Source organism: Streptomyces lasiicapitis, from assembly GCF_014646335.1.
Taxonomy (GTDB): domain Bacteria; phylum Actinomycetota; class Actinomycetes; order Streptomycetales; family Streptomycetaceae; genus Streptomyces; species Streptomyces lasiicapitis.
Genome location: NZ_BMNG01000019.1, coordinates 1 through 18,691 on the forward strand (window position 1 = coordinate 1; position 18,691 = coordinate 18,691).

An 18,691-nucleotide genomic window follows, 5' to 3' on the forward strand; every position below is an offset into this window, starting at 1 on the left:
CCGGGCGCTTCCCTTCGGTGTTTCTTTTGTTCTTGCGTTTCCGACTCTATCAGACTCTTTCGTGTCCGACTTCCTCGGTGCCTTTCCGGTTCCCGCTCCAGCCTTTCGGCTTTCGCGTTTCCCTTTCCGGCGACTCCGACTTTATCAGAGATTCTGAGTCGGAATTCCCGCCCCGCTCGGGTCGGTCCCTGGCACGTGAGTGCTCGGGGCTTCCCTCGCTGGCGGAGCCGTAAACCTAACGGAGCGGGGCGCCCCGATGCAAATCGAGGCGCCCCGCTCCGGAGCTCACGCAGTCGTGAGGGTCAGACCTCGACGACGACGGGCAGGATCATCGGGCGTCGGCGGTAGTTGTCCGAGACCCATTTGCCCAGCGTGCGGCGGATGAGCTGCTGCAGCTGGTGGGGTTCGACGACGCCGTCCTGGGCCGACTTCTCCAGGACTTCCTGGACCTTCGGGATGACCGCGTTGAAGGCCGAGTCCTCGATGCCGGAACCGCGGGCCTGGACGTGCGGGCCGCCGGTGATCTTGCCGGTGGACGAGTCGACCACCACGAAGACCGAGATGATGCCCTCGTCCCCGAGGATCTTGCGGTCCTTCAGCGCGGGCTCGCCCACGTCGCCGACCGAGAGGCCGTCGACGTACACGTATCCCGCCTGGACCTTGCCGACGATCTTGGCCTTGCCCTCGACGAGGTCGACGACGACGCCGTCCTCGGCGATGACGATGCGGTCGTGCGGGACGCCGGTGAGGGCGCCCAGCTCGGCGTTGGCGCGCAGGTGGCGCCATTCGCCGTGGACCGGCATCAGGTTCTTCGGCTTGCAGATGTTGTAGAAGTACAGCAGCTCACCGGCCGAGGCGTGGCCCGAGACGTGCACCTTGGCGTTGCCCTTGTGGACGACGTTGGCGCCCCAGCGGGTCAGGCCGTTGATGACGCGGTAGACCGCGTTCTCGTTGCCCGGGATGAGCGACGACGCCAGGATCACCGTGTCGCCCGAGACGATGCGGATCTGGTGGTCCCGGTTGGCCATGCGGGAGAGCGCGGCCATCGGCTCGCCCTGGGAACCCGTGCAGACCAGGACGACCTCGTGGTCCGGCAGGTCGTCGAGGGTCTTGACGTCGACGACCAGGCCCGGCGGGACCTTCAGATAGCCGAGGTCACGGGCGATGCCCATGTTGCGGACCATCGAACGGCCCACGAAGGCGACCCGGCGGCCGTACTCGTGTGCCGCGTCGAGGATCTGCTGGATGCGGTGCACATGGCTGGCGAAGCTGGCCACGATGATCCGCTTGCGGGCGCCCGCGAAGACCGTGCGGAGCACGTTCGAGATGTCGCGCTCCGGCGGGACGAAGCCCGGGACCTCGGCGTTCGTCGAGTCGGAGAGAAGGAGGTCGATGCCCTCCTCGCTCAGACGCGCGAACGCGTGCAGGTCGGTCAGGCGCCGGTCCAGCGGGAGCTGGTCCATCTTGAAGTCGCCGGTGTGCACCACCATGCCAGCGGGCGTGCGGATGGCGACCGCGAGCGCGTCCGGGATGGAGTGGTTGACGGCGACGAACTCGCAGTCGAAGGGGCCGACGCGCTCGCGGTGCCCCTCGGCGACCTCGAGCGTGTAGGGCCGGATGCGGTGCTCCTGGAGCTTGGCCTCGATCAGGGCGAGGGTCAGCTTGGAGCCGATCAGCGGGATGTCCGGCTTCTCGCGCAGGAGGTAGGGGACGCCGCCGATGTGGTCCTCGTGGCCGTGCGTGAGGACGATGCCCTCGATGTCGTCGAGGCGGTCCCTGATGGACGTGAAGTCCGGCAGGATCAGGTCGATTCCGGGCTGCTCCTCCTCGGGGAAGAGCACTCCGCAGTCGACGATCAGAAGACGCCCGTCGTACTCGAAGACGGTCATGTTGCGGCCGATCTCGCCGAGGCCGCCGAGCGGGGTGACCCGCAGGCCGCCCTTCGGAAGCTTCGGCGGAGCGCCGAGTTCAGGATGCGGATGACTCAAAAGACTCTCCTCACCACACGCGCCACGTACCTCCGGGGCACGTGGCGCGCGTGACGTTCGTGCAGTAGCAGTTGTGTGAGTGCAGGCATGTGGCCTGCGGTGTTGGCTATTCAGTTGTGAAGTCTGTGTTTAGAGCTGTACCCCGCCGGCGGCAAGATCGATCTTGAGCTGGGCCGTCTCCTCGGGTGAGAGTTCGACCAGCGGCAGACGCAGGGGTCCGCCGGGGCGGCCCTGCAGGGCGAGCGCCGCCTTGGTGGTGATCACACCCTGCGTACGGAACATGCCCGTGAAGACCGGGAGCAGCTTCTGGTGGATCTCGGTCGCCTTCTGTACGTCGCCGTTGGTGTACGCGTCGATCATCGCGCGCAGCTCGGGGGTGACGACATGGCTGACGACCGAGACGAAGCCGCACGCGCCGACCGAGAGCAGCGGCAGGTTGAGCATGTCGTCGCCGGAGTACCAGGCGAGGCCGGAGCGGGCGATGGCCCAGCTCGCGCGGCCCAGGTCACCCTTGGCGTCCTTGTTGGCGACGATACGCGGGTGCTCGGCGAGGCGCACGATCGTTTCGGTGTTGATCGGTACGCCGCTGCGGCCGGGGATGTCGTACAGCATCACCGGCAGCTCGGTGGCGTCGGCGATCGCGCTGAAGTGCCGGAAGAGGCCCTCTTGCGGGGGCTTGTTGTAGTACGGCGTGACGGTGAGCAGGCCGTGTGCGCCGGCTTGCTCGGCTGCGCGGGCGAGCTCGATGCTGTGGCGGGTGTCGTTCGTGCCGACTCCGGCCACCACGTGGGCGCGGTCTCCGACGGCGTCCACTACGGCTCGAACGAGCTCTGCTTTCTCCGCGTCGCTGGTGGTCGGGGACTCGCCGGTGGTGCCGTTGACGATCAGGCCGTCGTTGCCTGCGTCCACCAGGTGGGCGGCGAGCCGCTGCGCGCCGTCGAGGTCGAGTACGCCGTCCGCCGTGAAGGGCGTGACCATGGCGGTGAGGACCCGCCCGAAGGGGGTCTGCGGAGTGGAGGTCGGAGCCATGGGTAACACGCTACTCGCTGCTCAGCGCGGGGTCGCCCCTCGGGTGACGCACAGGGCCTGACGAGGAAGGAGCCCGGCACTGCCTGCTCGGGGGTTCAAGCAGTGCCGGGTCCGTTTGATCAGGCTAGATGAACTTCTAGAAATGCCGCAATACGGACACTTCGCTCGGCTCATCCGCACATCAGTGCCTCAAGGAGCCGCGCGTCCGCGCCTCATGGGGACCGACGGGCGGGGGCGTGCGCGGTCGCACGCCCCCTGGGGTCACGGCGCGACGCGGCCGTTGGTGTTGAACGCCGCGTGCGTGAGCGGCATGAGCCTGGCCCACTCCTGCTCCATCTTCTCGCCGACCATCTCGATCTCCCGCTGCGGGAAGGACGGGACCTTGGCGAGCTCGTGCTGCGTGCGCAGGCCGAGGAAGTGCATCAGGGAACGGGCGTTGCACGTCGCGTACATCGACGAGAAGAGGCCCACCGGCAGGACCGCGCGGGCGACTTCGCGGGCCACGCCCGCGGCCAGCATCTCCTGATACGCCTCGTACGCCTGGCGGTAGGAGTCCTCCATGACGCGGCCCGTCAGCTCCTGCTGGGCCTGGGTGCCCTCGACGAAGACGTACTTCCCCGGGCGGCCTTCCTGGACGAGCTTGCGGGACTCGTCGGGGACGTAGAAGACGGGCTGGAGCTCCCTGTACCTGCCCGATTCCTCGTTGTACGACCAGCCGACGCGGTGGCGCATGAACTCGCGGAAGACGAAGATCGGGGCGGTGATGAAGAACGTCATCGAGTTGTGCTCGAAGGGGCTGCCGTGGCGGTCCCGCATCAAGTAGTTGATCAGGCCCTTGGAGCGCTCCGGGTCCTTCTTCAGCTCGTCCAGGGACTGCTCGCCCGCGGTCGAGACCCGCGCCGCCCACAGGACGTCCTGGTCGGTCGCGGCATGCTTGACCAGCTCGACCGTCACATCGCTGCGGAAGCTGGGCTTGAGGTCTTCGGCTGGGGTCTCGCTCACTGGCGGGGTCCTTCCATGTGCATCTTCGGGCGGCGCCCACTCTATGGCCCGGCACTGACAATCGGCCGTCCGGTGACCCGTCCTGACAATCTTCGACGAATTTGCCGAAACAGGGCACCTTTTGGGCGATTCGAGCGTCTGTCTAGTCAACAGAGTTCCGTTCGAGACTCGTGAGGAGAAGCGCGCCCCATGTTCCGCCGGCGAGAGCCCGTACCCTTCGCCTTCATCGCCGAAGCCGACAAGTTCCGCAGCAATGTCACTCCCCCACCCCGTGAGCGCGCCACGGCCGGTCAGATAGCAGGCCGCACGCTCATGGGCCTCACCGTGGTGGCCGGCCTGGTGGGCTCCCTGCTCTTCGGGATGCCCGCGATGTCAGCAGACCAGTCGCCCGCCAAGACCCAGCAGTCCGAGGCGTCCGAGGGGCGCTGACGGCCGCTGATGGCCGCCGACAGTCACCGATGGCCCCTGGCGGCGGCGATAGCCCCCTTGGCCCCCCAAGGGTGGTAGCAGGGAGCACGGCTCGATAACCTCACCGGGCACAGCCCATGGATTGAGTGAGGATCAGCCGTGCCCCTGCCTTTCCTGACCGCGGACCGCGCTTTCGACGACGTGGTGGACGACGCCGCGCTGCCCTTCGAGGACCGCGACCGCTGGCGCCGGCCCTACCGCCCCGGCCCCTGGCGCGTCGCCGCCGCGGCCGTGCTGCTGCTCCTCGCCTCGTACGTCCTCGTGGCCGCCGTGATCATCGCCGCCGCCGACGCCCTGCCGGGTGCCGCGGCCTGCGCGGGCCTGGCCGTCCTCATCATCGCCGCCGCCCTGCGGCTGCTGCGCATGGGCACCTGGGTGAGCGCGCAGGGGCTGCGCCGGGTTGCCTTCCTGACCACGCACACGGTGCCGTGGGCGCAGGTCGCGTCCGTGCGTACGGCCCAGCAGCCGGTGCGGTGGCTCGGGCTGCCCCGCACCGTGCAGGGGCAGGCCCTGATCCTCGTACGCAAGGACCGTGCCACGGGCGAGCAGCGGCTGCTCCTCACCGACCGGAACGCGGACTTCCTGGCGCGGCGCACCGCCTTCGACCGGGCGGCCGACACCATCGAGGTGTGGGCCGAGGAGTACCGGCGTACGGCATAGCCCCAAAGGGCCTGGCGGCGACGCCGGCCGGGCTCGCTGCCGGCGCGCTACGCGCTCAGCGCCCTGCCCTCGTGCAGCGCGATCGCCCTCTGCATGGCCTTGCGTGCCCGGGGCGTGTCCCGGGCGTCGTGGTAGGCCACGGCGAGGCGGAACCAGCAGCGCCAGTCGTCGGGGGTGTCCTCCGTCTCGGCCTTGCGCCGGGAGAAGACCTCGTCGGCCGAGTCGCGGTCGATGCGGCCGCTCGGCGTGCGCTTCAACTCGTCCACGGGCAGGCCGCCTTCGGCCTCCAGCTCGGCGGCCAGGCGGTTCGCGCGCCGCACGAACCGCGTGTTCTGCCACAGGAACCAGACGCCGATGACCGGCAGGATGAGCACCGCGACGCCGAAGGTGACGGTCAGCAGGGTGCCGTGCTGTATCAGGAGCACGCCGCGGCTGCCGACCAGGACGAAGTAGACGACCAGGACGGCAGCCGTGACGGCGTAGGTGATCTTCGCTCGCATGGAGTTCTTCTAGTTCTTTTCCCGGGTCACTGGGTTCTCTGCCGGGTCAGCCGAGGTCCAGGAAGTGTTCCAGGCCGAAGGTCAGGCCCGGCGTGGACACCACCCGGCGGGCGCCGAGCAGGATGCCCGGCATGAAGCTGCTGTGGTGCAGCGAGTCGTGCCGGACGGTGAGGGTCTCGCCCTCGCCGCCGAGCAGCACCTCCTGGTGGGCCAGGAGGCCGCGCAGGCGCACGGCGTGCACGGGGACGCCGTCGACATTGGCGCCGCGAGCCCCGTCGAGCGCCGTCTCCGTGGCGTCCGGCTGCGGGGCGCTGCCCGCCTGCGCGCGGGCGGCGGCGATGAGCTGGGCGGTGCGCGTCGCGGTGCCGCTGGGGGCGTCGGCCTTGTTCGGGTGGTGCAGCTCGACGACCTCGACCGACTCGAAGTACGGCGCCGCGATCTGCGCGAACTTCATCGTCAGGACCGCGCCGATGGAGAAGTTCGGCGCGATGAGCACGCCGGTCTCCGGCGACGCGGCCAGCCAGGTACGCAGCCGCGCGAGGCGCTCGTCGGTCCAACCCGTCGTACCGACGACGGCGTGGATGCCGTGACGTACGCAGAAGTCGAGGTTGTCCATCACCGACGACGGGGTGGTCAGCTCGACCACGACCTGGGCGCCGGACTCGACCAGCGTCTCCAGGCCGTCGCCCCGCCCGAGAGCGGCGACCAGCTCCATGTCGGCGGCGGCCTCGACGGCCCGCACCGCCTCGGAGCCGATCCGGCCCTTGGCACCGATGACCGCCACGCGCAGCTTGCTCATGTCCTTCATTCCTTACGGGAGTTGGGCCCTCGTCCCTTACGGGAGCCGGGCCCTCGGTCGGTCGGCGCTGCTAGGCGACCGCGTCGTGCAGACGCGCCGCCTGCTTGTCCTGGATCGGGCCGATCGCGGAGAGCGAGGGGCGCCGGCCCAGGACGTCCCTGGCCACTTCGCGGACCTCGTCGGGCGTGACCGCCGAGATCTTGGCGAGCATGTCGTCGACCGACATCTGCCCGCCCCAGCACAGCTCGCTCTTGCCGATACGGTTCATCAGCGCGCCGGTGTCCTCGAGGCCGAGGACGGTGGAGCCCGCGAGCTGGCCGATGGCGCGGGCGATCTCGTCGTCCGTCAGGCCGTGCTGCGCGACGTGGTCCAGCTCGTCGCGGCAGATCTTCAGGACGTCGTGCACCTGGCTCGGGCGGCAGCCCGCGTACACGCCGAAGAGGCCGGTGTCGGCGAATCCGGAGGTGTACGAGTACACGCTGTACGCCAGGCCGCGCTTCTCGCGGACCTCCTGGAACAGGCGCGACGACATGCCGCCGCCCAGCGCGGTGTTCAGGACGCCGAGGGCCCAGCGGCGCTCGTCGGTGCGGGCGAGGCCGGGCATACCGAGGATGACGTGGGCCTGCTCGGTCTTGCGGTCGATCAGCTCGACGCGGCCGGACGTGGTCAGGCGGCGGGAGCCGTCGCGCGGCGCGAGGGGGGTCGCGTCCGTGCGGTCCAGTGCGCCGGCCTTCTCGAAGGCGGCGCGGACCTGGCGGACGACCTTCTGGTGGTCGACGTTGCCGGCGGCCGCGACGACCAGATGGGTGGGGTCGTAGTGCTTCTTGTAGAAGCGGCGTATGCGCTCGGCGGTCAGGTCGTTGATCGTGTCGACGGTGCCGAGGACCGGGCGGCCCAGCGGGGTGTCGCCGAGCATCGTGTGCGCGAACAGGTCGTGCACGCAGTCGCCCGGGTCGTCCTCCGTCATCGCGATCTCTTCGAGGATGACGCCGCGCTCGGCGTCCACGTCCTCCTGGAGGATCAGCGAGCCGGTCAGCATGTCGCAGACGACGTCGATGGCCAGCGGCAGGTCGGTGTCGAGCACGCGCGCGTAGTAGCACGTGTACTCCTTGGCCGTGAACGCGTTCATCTCGCCGCCGACCGCGTCGATCGCGGAGGAGATGTCCAGGGCGCTGCGCTTCTTGGTGCCCTTGAAGAGCAGGTGCTCCAGGTAGTGCGTGGCGCCGTTCAGGGACGGGGTCTCGTCCCGTGAGCCCACGTGGGCCCAGATGCCGAAGGTCGCCGAGCGGACGGACGGGAGCGTCTCGGTGACGATGCGCAGGCCCCCGGGGAGGGTGGTCTTGCGGACCGTGCCGATGCCGTTCTGGCCCTTGATGAGGGTTTGGGTACGGGCGACGGCCCGCGCCTCCGAGGAGGTGCGGGCCGTCGTCGTGGTGCTACGCGACGTCACTTGTGGGTGTCGTCCTTACTTGTCGGAATCCGCGGCGGAGCCGCTGTCGGACTCGGCCTCGTCGCCCTCTTCGCCCTCGACCACGGGGATGAGGGAGAGCTTGCCGCGGGAGTCGATCTCGGCGATCTCGACCTGGACCTTCTGGCCCACACCGAGGACGTCCTCGACGTTCTCCACGCGCTTGCCGCCGGCGAGCTTGCGGATCTGCGAGATGTGCAGCAGGCCGTCCTTGCCCGGGAGCAGGGACACGAACGCGCCGAAGGTGGTCGTCTTCACGACCGTGCCCAGGTAGCGCTCGCCGACCTCCGGCATGGTCGGGTTGGCGATGCCGTTGATCGTGGCGCGGGCGGCCTCGGCGGCCGGGCCGTCGGCGGCACCGATGTAGATGGTGCCGTCGTCCTCGATCGTGATGTCGGCGCCGGTGTCCTCCTGGATCTGGTTGATCATCTTGCCCTTCGGGCCGATGACCTCACCGATCTTGTCCACCGGGATCTTGACGGTGATGATGCGCGGCGCGTTCGGGGACATCTCGTCCGGAACGTCGATCGCCTCGTTCATCACGTCGAGGATGTGCAGACGCGCGTCACGGGCCTGCTTCAGCGCGGCGGCCAGGACCGAGGCGGGGATGCCGTCGAGCTTGGTGTCGAGCTGCAGGGCGGTCACGAACTGCTTCGTACCGGCGACCTTGAAGTCCATGTCACCGAACGCGTCCTCCGCACCGAGGATGTCGGTGAGGGCGACGTAGTGCGTGTCACCGTCGATCTCCTGGGAGATCAGACCCATGGCGATACCGGCGACGGCGGCCTTCAGCGGCACACCGGCGTTCAGCAGCGACATGGTGGAGGCGCAGACCGAGCCCATGGACGTCGAGCCGTTGGAGCCGAGGGCCTCGGACACCTGACGGATCGCGTAGGGGAACTCCTCGCGCGTCGGCAGGACCGGCACGATGGCGCGCTCGGCGAGCGCGCCGTGGCCGATCTCGCGGCGCTTCGGGGAGCCGACGCGGCCGGTCTCACCGACCGAGTAGGGCGGGAAGTTGTAGTTGTGCATGTAGCGCTTGCGGGTCACCGGGGAGAGGGTGTCCAGCTGCTGCTCCATGCGGAGCATGTTGAGGGTGGTGACGCCCAGGATCTGGGTCTCGCCACGCTCGAACAGCGCCGAGCCGTGCACGCGCGGGATGGCCTCGACCTCGGCGGCGAGCGTACGGATGTCCGTGACGCCGCGGCCGTCGATGCGGACCTTGTCCTTGATGATGCGCTCGCGGACCAGCTTCTTGGTCAGCGCGCGGTAGGCACCGGAGATCTCCTTCTCGCGGCCCTCGAACTGCGGGAGCAGCTTCTCGCCGGCGATCTCCTTGACGCGGTCCAGCTCGGCCTCGCGCTCCTGCTTGCCGGCGATGGTGAGCGCCTGGGCGAGCTCGGTCTTGACCGCGGCGGTCAGGGCCTCGAGCACGTCGTCCTGGTAGTCCAGGAAGACCGGGAAGTCGCCGGTGGGCTTGGCGGCCTTGGCGGCGAGGTCCGACTGGGCCTTGCAGAGGGCCTTGATGAAGGGCTTCGCGGCTTCCAGACCGGCGGCGACGACCTCTTCGGTCGGGGCCTCGGCGCCGTCCTTCACCAGCTGGATGGTCTTCTCGGTGGCCTCGGCCTCGACCATCATGATCGCGACGTCGCCGTCCTCGAGGACGCGACCGGCGACGACCATGTCGAAGACGGCGTCCTCGAGCTCGGTGTGCGTCGGGAAGGCGACCCACTGGCCCTTGATGAGGGCCACGCGGGTGCCGCCGATCGGGCCCGAGAAGGGCAGGCCGGCCAGCTGCGTGGAGCAGGAGGCGGCGTTGATCGCGACCACGTCGTACAGGTGGTCGGGGTTGAGCGCCATGATCGTCTCGACGATCTGGATCTCGTTGCGCAGGCCCTTCTTGAAGGAAGGACGCAGCGGGCGGTCGATCAGGCGGCAGGTCAGGACCGCGTCCTCGGAGGGGCGGCCCTCACGACGGAAGAAGGAGCCGGGGATCTTGCCTGCGGCGTACTGCCGCTCCTCGACGTCCACCGTGAGGGGGAAGAAGTCGAGCTGGTCCTTGGGCTTCTTGGAAGCGGTGGTGGCCGACAGCACCATGGTGTCGTCGTCCAGGTAGGCCACGGCGGAGCCGGCGGCCTGACGGGCCAGGCGGCCCGTCTCGAAGCGGATGGTGCGGGTGCCGAAGGTGCCGTTGTCAATGACGGCCTCGGCGTAGTGGGTCTCGTTCTCCACTAGCGGTTCTCCTACGTATCGTCTTCGCTCCCGGGCCCGTGTGGCCGGGGAGTTTCCCCGGGCCCGTGTGGCCTGGGGTTTTCCACCGTGAGCCCGTGCGGCTGTGCGGTGGTGGGAGAAGCGCGCCGTGGGTGCGGGCCGGTCTTCGATCGAAGCACCCGGGGTTCGTCTTTTTCGTATCCCGGGGGCCACTACCGAGGACCGGCGGCGGCTGGGTGCGCTTCTCCTATGGATTTGTCCTGCTGGACGCTCCTGGCGGATGCGTCCCGTCCGGGCTCGCGCCCGGCGTCCGTACTGTGCCGGACGTCACCAGACTACAAACGGGCGGTGACATCGCGCACGTACAGCAAAGGGAGCGGCCCCCTTCGAGTGCTTCGAGTGGGAACCGCTCCCTTCACGGCGTCTTACTTGGCGCCCGCCGCGCCGCGGCGGATGCCGAGCCGGTCAACCAGGGCACGGAAGCGCTGGATGTCCTTCTTGGCCAGGTACTGCAGCAGACGGCGACGCTGGCCGACGAGGATCAGCAGACCACGACGGGAGTGGTGGTCGTGCTTGTGCGTCTTCAGGTGCTCGGTCAGGTCCGAGATGCGGCGGGAAAGCAGCGCCACCTGGACCTCGGGGGAGCCGGTGTCGCCCTCCTTCTGGCCGAACTCGGTCATGATCTGCTTCTTCGTAGCGGCGTCGAGCGACACGCGTACTCCTTGTGATGTCTTTGGTGCCTTCGAGTGCCCCTGGTCTGCTTCTCAGGGGGGCTTCGGTGACTCGGGAGGCGTCGGTCCACCTTGGACAGGTGGGGTCCACCCTGGACAGGCCGGATCCACCTTTGGGAGGTGGGGTCCACCTGGTCGGGTGGGTCCGCCTTGGGAGGCGGGGTGCCGCGGGGCGCGAGCCTTGGCCGGGGGCCTTGGGGTGCGCAGACAGGCGGGCGTTACACAGAGTACCAGGCTGGGCGGACCGCCTCGGCGGGAGGTGAGGAGGCCTCGGTGCCATGATCGTGGCGGCGAGGCCTCCGAGGTCACGAGGGCTCGACGCCGAGGGCGCCGTAGGCGATGCCCTTCCACTCTCCGCTCAGCTTGGGGCTGAGCTCTCGAGGAGCAAGGTAGACGCGGCCGCTCTCGACGATGATGTCGGTTCGCTCCGGGTCTCTCAGCCTAGTGATGTCGGGCACGCTGAAAATGAGGAGAGGGGTTTCCTTGCCCGTACGGGGATCCAGGCTGACGACAGCGGCCGAGTCAGCCCAGAGGCGTCCGGGCCGGAAGGCCAGTAGCTTGTCGCCACTCATGCGCACCGGGTAGATCTCGCCGGTGTCCCGTGGGTCGAACTTCCGGACGGTCCGACCTGTAGCAAGGTCGAACGACACGATCCAGTTGCCGTCCATGGTGTCCTTCGAAGCCAGGAACAACTGATCCCGGCCGACCACGATGGAGTCGCACGTCTCCACCTTGGCCACACTGTCGTAGGGGTTGAAGCAGCGGTCGAAGTAGCGCTTCTCCGGCAGATCGATCGTGCTCCGGTACTCACCCTTGTCGTCGAGAGTGATCAGATTGGTCGGAACGGTGTCACCGGCGGACACGGCGAGCACCGCCGGCTGGGACGACACGAGGTACACACCCTTGACGCCGCGTGCGACCTTGTACGTCCAGTTCGGCTCGCCCGACCGCGGGTCCACGGACTGAACGCGGTAGGTGGGATCGCTGGGATCTCCGCACGTCACCAGGGCGAGCAGGGCTCGTCCGCCCGCGAAGCCGGTGTCCTGGCAGGTCTTGGCCCCCGTGTTCCTCCAGAGCCGCTCTCCTCGGTCCATGTCGTACGCGACGGAACCTCGCCCCCATGCCACAGTCACGGTTCCTCGGGTCATGGTCACGTTTGTGTTCGGTGCGAAAGCGTCCTTGGCGGCGGGCAGCTTCACCTGCCACAGCTTCTTTCCTGTGTTCAGGTCGACGAAGGCCAGTTGACCGCACACATTCGGGTCGTTCTTCGTGCTGGAGCCCTCCCGCTTCGACTTGCCCTTTCCCTTGGCCCCTCGCTCTCGCCCCTGGAAGAGCACGGCGGTACGGCCGTCGGCGGTGACGTGGCGCGTGGTATCGCAGATGGGTCCGCCCAGGTCGGTCGACCACTCCTTGGTGGAGTTGCCGAGCTTGAATCCCTTCAGGGTGGACCCCACGGCCTTCACGAACACCTCGTCCGTGGCCCAGGCGCCGGGCGCGCGCACCGATGTCCGCCCGTAGTCCTTCTTCAGGTCCTCTTCCACGTACTCGACATCCCGGCGGCCTTGCACAGACCGAGGGGTTCCTTCGACGGTTTCCCGTATGTCGTCCGGTGCCTGAGGAGCGGCTGTCGGGCGCTTCGGCTGTTCCTTCTCGTCGTCGGCTCCGGCCCACAGCATCCAGCCGCCCGCACACAGGACGAAGGCCAGCAGGGACGAGAGGCCGGCCAGCACATTCGTACGACGCTGCTTGCGGGCGCTGTCCGCGACCCGCGCGGACTCGGTGAACTCTGAAGGAGGCGGGCCGAAACTCACGCTGTCGGTGCCTTTCCGGGAAGGAGTGGTGGAGGGGTGCCTCGAAGGGAGCCGGGGAAGAGGCGCGGGCGGACTGGTCGGTCGGCGCCCGCGTCAGCTCGTCAACGCGCGCGCCGAGGCGTACACGTCGAACACCGCCAGGGTCAGCGGCAGCAGCGTGAGGAGGATGAAGACCTCGGCGATCTCCAGGAAGCGGCCCCAGAAGGGGGTCACATCGCTGCGGGACATGATCAGGCCGATGGCCGTGGCGAGGGTGGCGGCGGCCGCGATCGCGGCGACGAGCCAGATGGTGCGCAGGTCGAGCGCCGCGGTGTCGCCGCTCAGGGCGTCACGCATCAGGTTGTGCGGGGGGTTGAGGCACAGGCCGACGCCGAGCAGGACCAGGCAGGCCAGGCCGGCGGCCAGGGTGGCGGCGACCTGGGCCGTGTAGCGGAAGAGCTGGGCGCGCGTCAGCATCGCGACGCCGGTGGCCAGGGCGAGGAGCTGTCCCCATCCGTCGTCGGAGAAGCCGAGGACGGCCGCCGCGCCGACGGAGACCAGGGCGCAGCCGCCGACGAGGCCGATGAGCAGTTCGTGGCCGCGGCGGGCCTGGGCGGCGATGCGGTCGGCGTCGACCGGGTCCTGGGGGGCGCGGTCCGGGTCGGGGTCGAGGTCGGCGCCGTACGTGGGCCGGGCGGCGTGCGGCGAGTCGAAGCCGATGGGCAGGCGGGCGAACCGCATGGCGAGCCCCGGCAGGAAGGCGAGGGCGCCCACGGCCAGCGGGGAGCACAGCGCGGCGGTCTCGACCGCCTCCATGCGCCAGACGGTCGCCGCGAACACCGTGAACAGGCCGATGGCGGACGCGCAGACGAAGGCGACGAACGGGCCGTCCCCCCGTGGCGACACCAGGGTCAGGATCACCGAGGCGACCAGCACCGCCGCGCACGCGAGCAGGAACTGGAGCCTGCCGATGCCCTCGCCCTCCGTCAGCGGCAGCAGCCCGGAGCCCGCCACCGCCACGTTCGGCAGCGCACCGAGGCCGAGCGCGACGGCCGCGGCCCGGTCGTCGTAGATCCGCGCCCGTACGCACGCGAAGGTGAGCAGCAGCAGGCCCACCACGGCGGCGAGGACGCCCGGGAAGCTGTGCATGTCGTGGCGGGGCTCGGCGGTCCAGGTCACGAAGGCCAGCAGGACCGGCAGGACGGCGCCACCGATCAGGCCCGCGGCACGGGTCAGGTCGCCGTTCCACAGCGTGCGGTCGCTCGTCACCGCCGAGGCGACGGCGTCGGACACGTCGTCGTAGACGGCGGGCGGCAGCGATGCCGAGAAGGGGCGCAGGGTGAGGAGTTCGCCGTCGAGGATGCGCTGGGCCGCGAAGGAGCGGGCGCTGTCGAGGACGGCGCCGTCCCTGCGTACGAGGTGATAGCCCACGGGAGCGCCTTCGGCCGGGCTCTGCCGGGACAGCCGCAGGATCTCCGGGTAGATGTCGGCGACCGGGATGTCGTCGGGCAGCGCCACGTCGATCCGGCTGTCGGGCGCGACGATGGTGACGCGGCAGAAGCCGAGTCCGCCGCCGGTCCCGGTGGTGGCCACGTGGCCGGGCCGACCGGTGGTGGCCGTCGCGGAGGCCGTGGTGCTCACCTGCTGATCCCCCTCAGTACTGGTACATGATCACGCCCCCGGTACTGGCGCGTGGTCACGCTGCGTCAATTCAGTGCTGGTACCGCGCCGATGCCGGTGTCACCCCCGACGACTGTGCCGCATCACGCGAGGCATCACGGCGCAAATCGGTTCACCTGGCTGGTTCTTGAGCCTGGGCCCCTTCTCCGTGGCTCCTTGTAGCACGAAATGCCCTGATTCTTCGGCCTGTTGCCCGGACCGCGCCTCGGCTTGATTCGCGTGTGCTCACGCGCACGACGAGCACCCTATCGCCCCCTCGCGGTGACTGATGTCAGTAGGATCAGCCGCTGGTCCTCGTCCGGCAAAATCGGCGACAGCGGGCGGAACATCCGGGCCTGGCAAGGGGGTTGATGCGCAGTGAGCCACATCATCGTGAGGCGCCCGCCTCGGGTTCTTCCGTCCGAGGTGCCCAGCGCCGAGATCGTGCTTCAGCCTCCGCCCGAGCTGCCGCGCGGGCAGCAGGAGGGCACGATGATGCAGCTCCTGCCCATGCTGGGCATGGGTGGCTCCGTGGTGTTCTTCTTCATGCCGAATTCGCATCCGTTTATGAAGATCATGGGCATGGTGATGGTCACCGCCACACTGGCGATGACCATCGCGATGGTGATCCGTCACCGCCGCGGCACCCAGGGGCAGTTGGCGGACATGCGGCGCGACTACCTCCGGTATCTGAAGCAGACCCGCCGCGCCGCCCTGCGTACGGCGAAGGCGCAGCGCGACGCCCAGTACTACCTCCATCCCTCCCCCGAACAGCTGTGGGCCCTGGTGGCCGAGGGCAGCCGGGTCTGGGAGCGCCGCACGGGGGACGCGGACTTCGGGCAGGTGCGCCTCGGGCTCGGCTCGCAGGCCCTGGCCGCCCCGCTCGTGCCCCCGGAGACCGCGCCGGTGGACGAGCTCGAGCCGCTGACCGCGGGCGCGATGCAGCGCTTCCTCGCCACCCACGGCACCGTCGAGTCCCTGCCGATGGCGGTGTCCCTGCGCGCCTTCTACCACGTGACGGTCAGCGGTGAGCCGGACGCGGTGCGGGGCACCGCCCGCGCGCTGACCGCCTCGCTCGCCTCCCTGCACTCCCCCGACGATGTGCTGGTCGCGGTCGCGGCGGGCCACGAGTCCGCCCCGCACTGGGAGTGGACCAAGTGGCTCCCGCACTGCCAGGCGCAGGGCGCCGCGGACGGGGCGGGCAGCCGCCGCCTGATCACCGGCGACCCGGTGGAGCTGGAGGCGATGCTGTCCGACCGGCTCCAGGGCCGCCCCCGGTTCCACCCGAACGGGACACCGCTGTCGGAGGAGCCGCACGTCGTCGTCGTGCTCGACGGCCTCTCCCTGCCCCCGACGTCCGTCCTGGCGTCCCCCGAAGGGTTGCAGGGCGTCACGATCGTGGAGGTCGTGCCGGGCGAGCTGGGCAGCGGCCGCGGCGGTCTCTCCGTCGTCGTACAGCCGAAGTCGCTGCGCCTCGAGTCGGGCCACGGTCTGGTGTACGACGGCACGCCCGACCTGCTCTCGCGCGAGGCCGCCGAGGCTCTCGCCCGGCAGTTGGCTCCGCTGCGGATGGCGTCGGGCGGCGACGACGGCCAGCCGCTGCTCGCCAACCTGGACTTCACGGAGCTGCTCGGGCTCGGCGACGCCGACTCGGTGGACACGAACCGGACCTGGCGCCCGCGCGCCCAGGCGGAGCGACTGCGTGTCCCGATCGGCGTCGGCGAGGACGGCAGGCCCGTGATGCTGGACCTCAAGGAGGCGGCGCAGGAAGGCATGGGGCCGCACGGCCTGTGCGTGGGAGCCACCGGCTCCGGCAAGTCGGAGCTGCTGCGCACCCTGGTCCTCGGCCTGGCTGTCACGCACTCCTCCGAGAGCCTGAACTTCGTGCTCGCCGACTTCAAGGGCGGCGCGACCTTCGCGGGCATGGCGCAGATGCCGCACGTCGCCGCCGTGATCACCAACCTCGCGGACGATCTGACGCTGGTCGACCGCATGGGCGACTCCATCCGCGGCGAGCTCAACCGCCGCCAGGAGCTCCTGCGCGACGCGGGCAACTACGCGAACATCCACGACTACGAGAAGGCACGCGCCGCCGGGGCCGCGCTCCAGCCCATCCCGTCCCTGGTCCTCGTCATCGACGAGTTCAGCGAACTGCTCACCGCGAAGCCCGATTTCATCGACATGTTCGTGCAGATCGGCCGCATCGGCCGGTCGCTCGGCGTGCATCTGCTGCTGGCCTCGCAGCGCCTGGAGGAGGGCCGGCTCCGCGGTCTGGAGACGTACCTCTCGTACCGCGTGGGCCTGCGCACGTTCTCCGCCGCCGAGTCCCGCGCGGCCCTCGGGGTGCCGGACGCCTACCAGCTGCCGAACGTGCCCGGTTCCGGCTATCTGAAGTTCGGTACGGACGAAATGGTGCGCTTCAAGGCGGCGTACGTCTCCGGGGTGCACCGATCGGGGTCGGCGCAAGCCGCGGCCCTGGGCGGACCACGGCCCGTGGATCGGCGACCGGTGCTGTTCACGGCCGCCGAGGTGCCCGTGCGGTATGCGACGACGACACCGCCGCGCCCGCGGCCCGGCCCGGAGGCGGACGACGCGCTCGCCGACACCGTCCTCGACGTCATCGTGCGCCGCCTGGAGGCGCAGGGCCCGGCCGCCCATCAGGTGTGGCTGCCGCCCCTGGACAGCCCGCCGTCGCTGGACTCGCTGCTTCCGGGGCTCACCGCCGTGCCCGGTCGCGGTCTCACGCAGCCCGGGTACGAGGGGGCGGGCCGCCTCGTCGTACCGCTCGGCCTGGTCGACAAGCCGTACGAGCAGCGCCGTGACCCGCTGTGGTGCGACTTCTCGGGCGCGGCCGGCCATATGCAGATCCTGGGCGGGCCGCAGTCGGGCAAGTCGACGCTGCTGCGCTCGCTGATCGCGTCGTTCGCGCTCACCCACACTCCGCAGGAAGTGCAGTTCTACGGTCTGGACTTCGGCGGTGGCGGGATGGCGGCCGTCGCCGGGCTGCCGCACGTGGGCGGGGTCGCGTCGCGCCTGGACCCGGAGCGGGTGCGGCGCACGCTCGCCGAGGTCTACTCGGTCCTGACGCGCCGCGAGGAGTACTTCAGGTCGTCCGGCATCGCCTCGATCGCCGACTTCCGGGCGCGCCGGGCCCGCGGCGGCATCTCCGTCGCCGACCAGCCGTGGGGTGACGTCTTCCTGGTCATCGACGGGTGGGGCAACTTCCGCGCGGACTACGAGGGCCTGGAGCCCGCCGTCCTGGACATCGCGGCCCGCGGCCTCGGCTACGGCATCCATCTGATCCTCACCGGGTCCAGGTCGATGGAGGTCCGGGCGAACCTCAAGGACCACCTGATGAACCGCCTCGAACTGCGCCTCGGCGACACGATGGACTCCGAGTTCGACCGCAAGGTCGCCGCCAATGTCCCGGCCGGCGTGCCCGGCCGGGGCCAGAACCCGCAGAAGCAGCACTTCATGGCGGCCGTCCCGCGCGTCGACGGCCTCTCCTCCGACACCGACCTCGCCGAGGCCACGGCCGCGCTCGCCACCGAGGTCGCCCGGCACTGGACCGAACCGGCCGCGCCCGCCGTACGGCTGCTGCCGCGCGAGCTGCCCGCCGCGCAACTCCCGCCCGGGAACCTCTTCCCTGACCGGGGAGTCTCCTTCGCCCTCGACGAGGACAACCTCGAACCGGTCTTCGTGGACTTCGAGCAGGACCCGTTCTTCCTCGTCCTCGGCGAGAGCGAGTCGGGCAAGTCCAACCTGCTGCGCCTGCTCGTCCGGCGGCTCTCGGAGCGCTACAGCGGCGACGTCTGCAAGCTCTTCGTCGTCGACAACCGCCGCTCCCTCCTGGATGTCACCCCGGCCTCCCACCTGGCCGAGTACATCCCCATGTCCAACGCCATGGACCACCACGTCAACGCCCTGGCCGACCTCATGAAGCGCCGCACGCCCGCCGCCGACGTCACCGCCCAGCAGCTCCGCGAGCGCAGTTGGTGGCAGGGCCCGACGGTGTACGTGATCGTCGACGACTACGACCTGGTGTCCACGTCCAGCGGCAACCCGCTCGCCCCTCTCACCGAACTCCTCCCCTTCGCCCGGGATGTGGGCGTGCGCTTCGTCATCGCCCGCTCGACGGCGGGCGCGGGGCGGGCCGCGTACGAGCCGTTCATGCAGCGGATGCAGGAACTGGGCGCACAGGGGGTGCTGCTCGCCGGGGACCCGTCCGAGGGCGACATCCTGGGCGGGGTGCGGCCGCGGCCGATGCCCGCGGGGCGGGGGATCTTCGTGTCGCGGAAGCGGGGGAAGCCGTTGGTGCAGACGGGGTTGGTGGAGGGGACGTACTGAGCGGATCGGGGATCGGGCCGTTCGGGCCGAACGACCCGG

The 18,691-nt window shown here is 69.9% G+C and carries 13 protein-coding genes; 3 read left to right on the forward strand and 10 right to left on the reverse strand.

Annotated elements, in window-relative coordinates; genetic code table 11:
* Window positions 1–302: 302 nt before the first annotated feature.
* From IEY91_RS34705 to thyX, 3 genes are all read right to left on the reverse strand, one after another.
* Window positions 303–1,988, reverse strand: a complete 1,686-nt coding sequence (locus tag IEY91_RS34705) for a ribonuclease J (RefSeq protein WP_164319833.1) — start codon at window positions 1,986–1,988, stop codon at window positions 303–305.
* Between the two features lie 129 nt (window positions 1,989–2,117).
* Window positions 2,118–3,017 (reverse strand): 4-hydroxy-tetrahydrodipicolinate synthase, encoded by a 900-nt coding sequence (dapA, locus tag IEY91_RS34710; RefSeq protein WP_189177026.1) that lies wholly within the window; start codon window positions 3,015–3,017, stop codon window positions 2,118–2,120.
* Between the two features lie 261 nt (window positions 3,018–3,278).
* The gene (gene thyX, locus IEY91_RS34715) at window positions 3,279–4,019 is read right to left on the reverse strand and encodes an FAD-dependent thymidylate synthase (RefSeq protein WP_164319838.1); all 741 of its coding nucleotides are present in this window, start codon (window positions 4,017–4,019) and stop codon (window positions 3,279–3,281) included.
* A 189-nt stretch (window positions 4,020–4,208) separates the two neighbouring features.
* Between thyX and IEY91_RS34720 the strand changes: the two genes are divergently transcribed.
* Both IEY91_RS34720 and IEY91_RS34725 read left to right on the forward strand, forming a co-directional pair.
* Entirely contained in the window at window positions 4,209–4,448 is a 240-nt protein-coding gene (locus tag IEY91_RS34720; protein ID WP_164319840.1) for a hypothetical protein, read from the forward strand.
* A 138-nt stretch (window positions 4,449–4,586) separates the two neighbouring features.
* Window positions 4,587–5,147, forward strand: coding sequence for an SCO5741 family PH domain-containing membrane protein (locus IEY91_RS34725; RefSeq protein ID WP_189177027.1), 561 nt, complete (start codon window positions 4,587–4,589; stop codon window positions 5,145–5,147).
* A 47-nt stretch (window positions 5,148–5,194) separates the two neighbouring features.
* Here IEY91_RS34725 and IEY91_RS34730 read toward each other — a convergent pair whose 3' ends face one another.
* The 7 genes from IEY91_RS34730 to eccD all read right to left on the reverse strand — a co-directional run bounded on the left by IEY91_RS34730 (window position 5,195) and on the right by eccD (window position 14,287).
* On the reverse strand, window positions 5,195–5,647 hold the full coding sequence (locus tag IEY91_RS34730; protein ID WP_164319844.1) for a tetratricopeptide repeat protein: 453 nt from the start codon (window positions 5,645–5,647) through the stop codon (window positions 5,195–5,197).
* 46 nt (window positions 5,648–5,693) lie between these two features.
* Window positions 5,694–6,446, reverse strand: coding sequence for a 4-hydroxy-tetrahydrodipicolinate reductase (gene dapB, locus IEY91_RS34735; RefSeq protein WP_189177028.1), 753 nt, complete (start codon window positions 6,444–6,446; stop codon window positions 5,694–5,696).
* Between the two features lie 70 nt (window positions 6,447–6,516).
* Window positions 6,517–7,896: a M16 family metallopeptidase gene (locus tag IEY91_RS34740; RefSeq protein ID WP_189177029.1), complete on the reverse strand. Its 1,380-nt coding sequence runs from the start codon at window positions 7,894–7,896 to the stop codon at window positions 6,517–6,519.
* 15 nt (window positions 7,897–7,911) lie between these two features.
* The gene (locus tag IEY91_RS34745; RefSeq protein WP_164319850.1) at window positions 7,912–10,146 is read right to left on the reverse strand and encodes a polyribonucleotide nucleotidyltransferase; all 2,235 of its coding nucleotides are present in this window, start codon (window positions 10,144–10,146) and stop codon (window positions 7,912–7,914) included.
* Between the two features lie 404 nt (window positions 10,147–10,550).
* Window positions 10,551–10,838: a 30S ribosomal protein S15 gene (gene rpsO / locus IEY91_RS34750; protein ID WP_030363216.1), complete on the reverse strand. Its 288-nt coding sequence runs from the start codon at window positions 10,836–10,838 to the stop codon at window positions 10,551–10,553.
* Between the two features lie 323 nt (window positions 10,839–11,161).
* Entirely contained in the window at window positions 11,162–12,667 is a 1,506-nt protein-coding gene (locus tag IEY91_RS34755; protein ID WP_189177030.1) for an outer membrane protein assembly factor BamB family protein, read from the reverse strand.
* Between the two features lie 93 nt (window positions 12,668–12,760).
* A complete protein-coding gene (gene eccD, locus IEY91_RS34760) occupies window positions 12,761–14,287 on the reverse strand; it encodes a type VII secretion integral membrane protein EccD (protein WP_164319854.1) in 1,527 nt (508 codons plus the stop codon).
* Between the two features lie 396 nt (window positions 14,288–14,683).
* Between eccD and eccCa the strand changes: the two genes are divergently transcribed.
* Window positions 14,684–18,652, forward strand: coding sequence for a type VII secretion protein EccCa (gene eccCa / locus IEY91_RS34765; RefSeq protein ID WP_189177031.1), 3,969 nt, complete (start codon window positions 14,684–14,686; stop codon window positions 18,650–18,652).
* Window positions 18,653–18,691 lie beyond the last annotated feature (39 nt).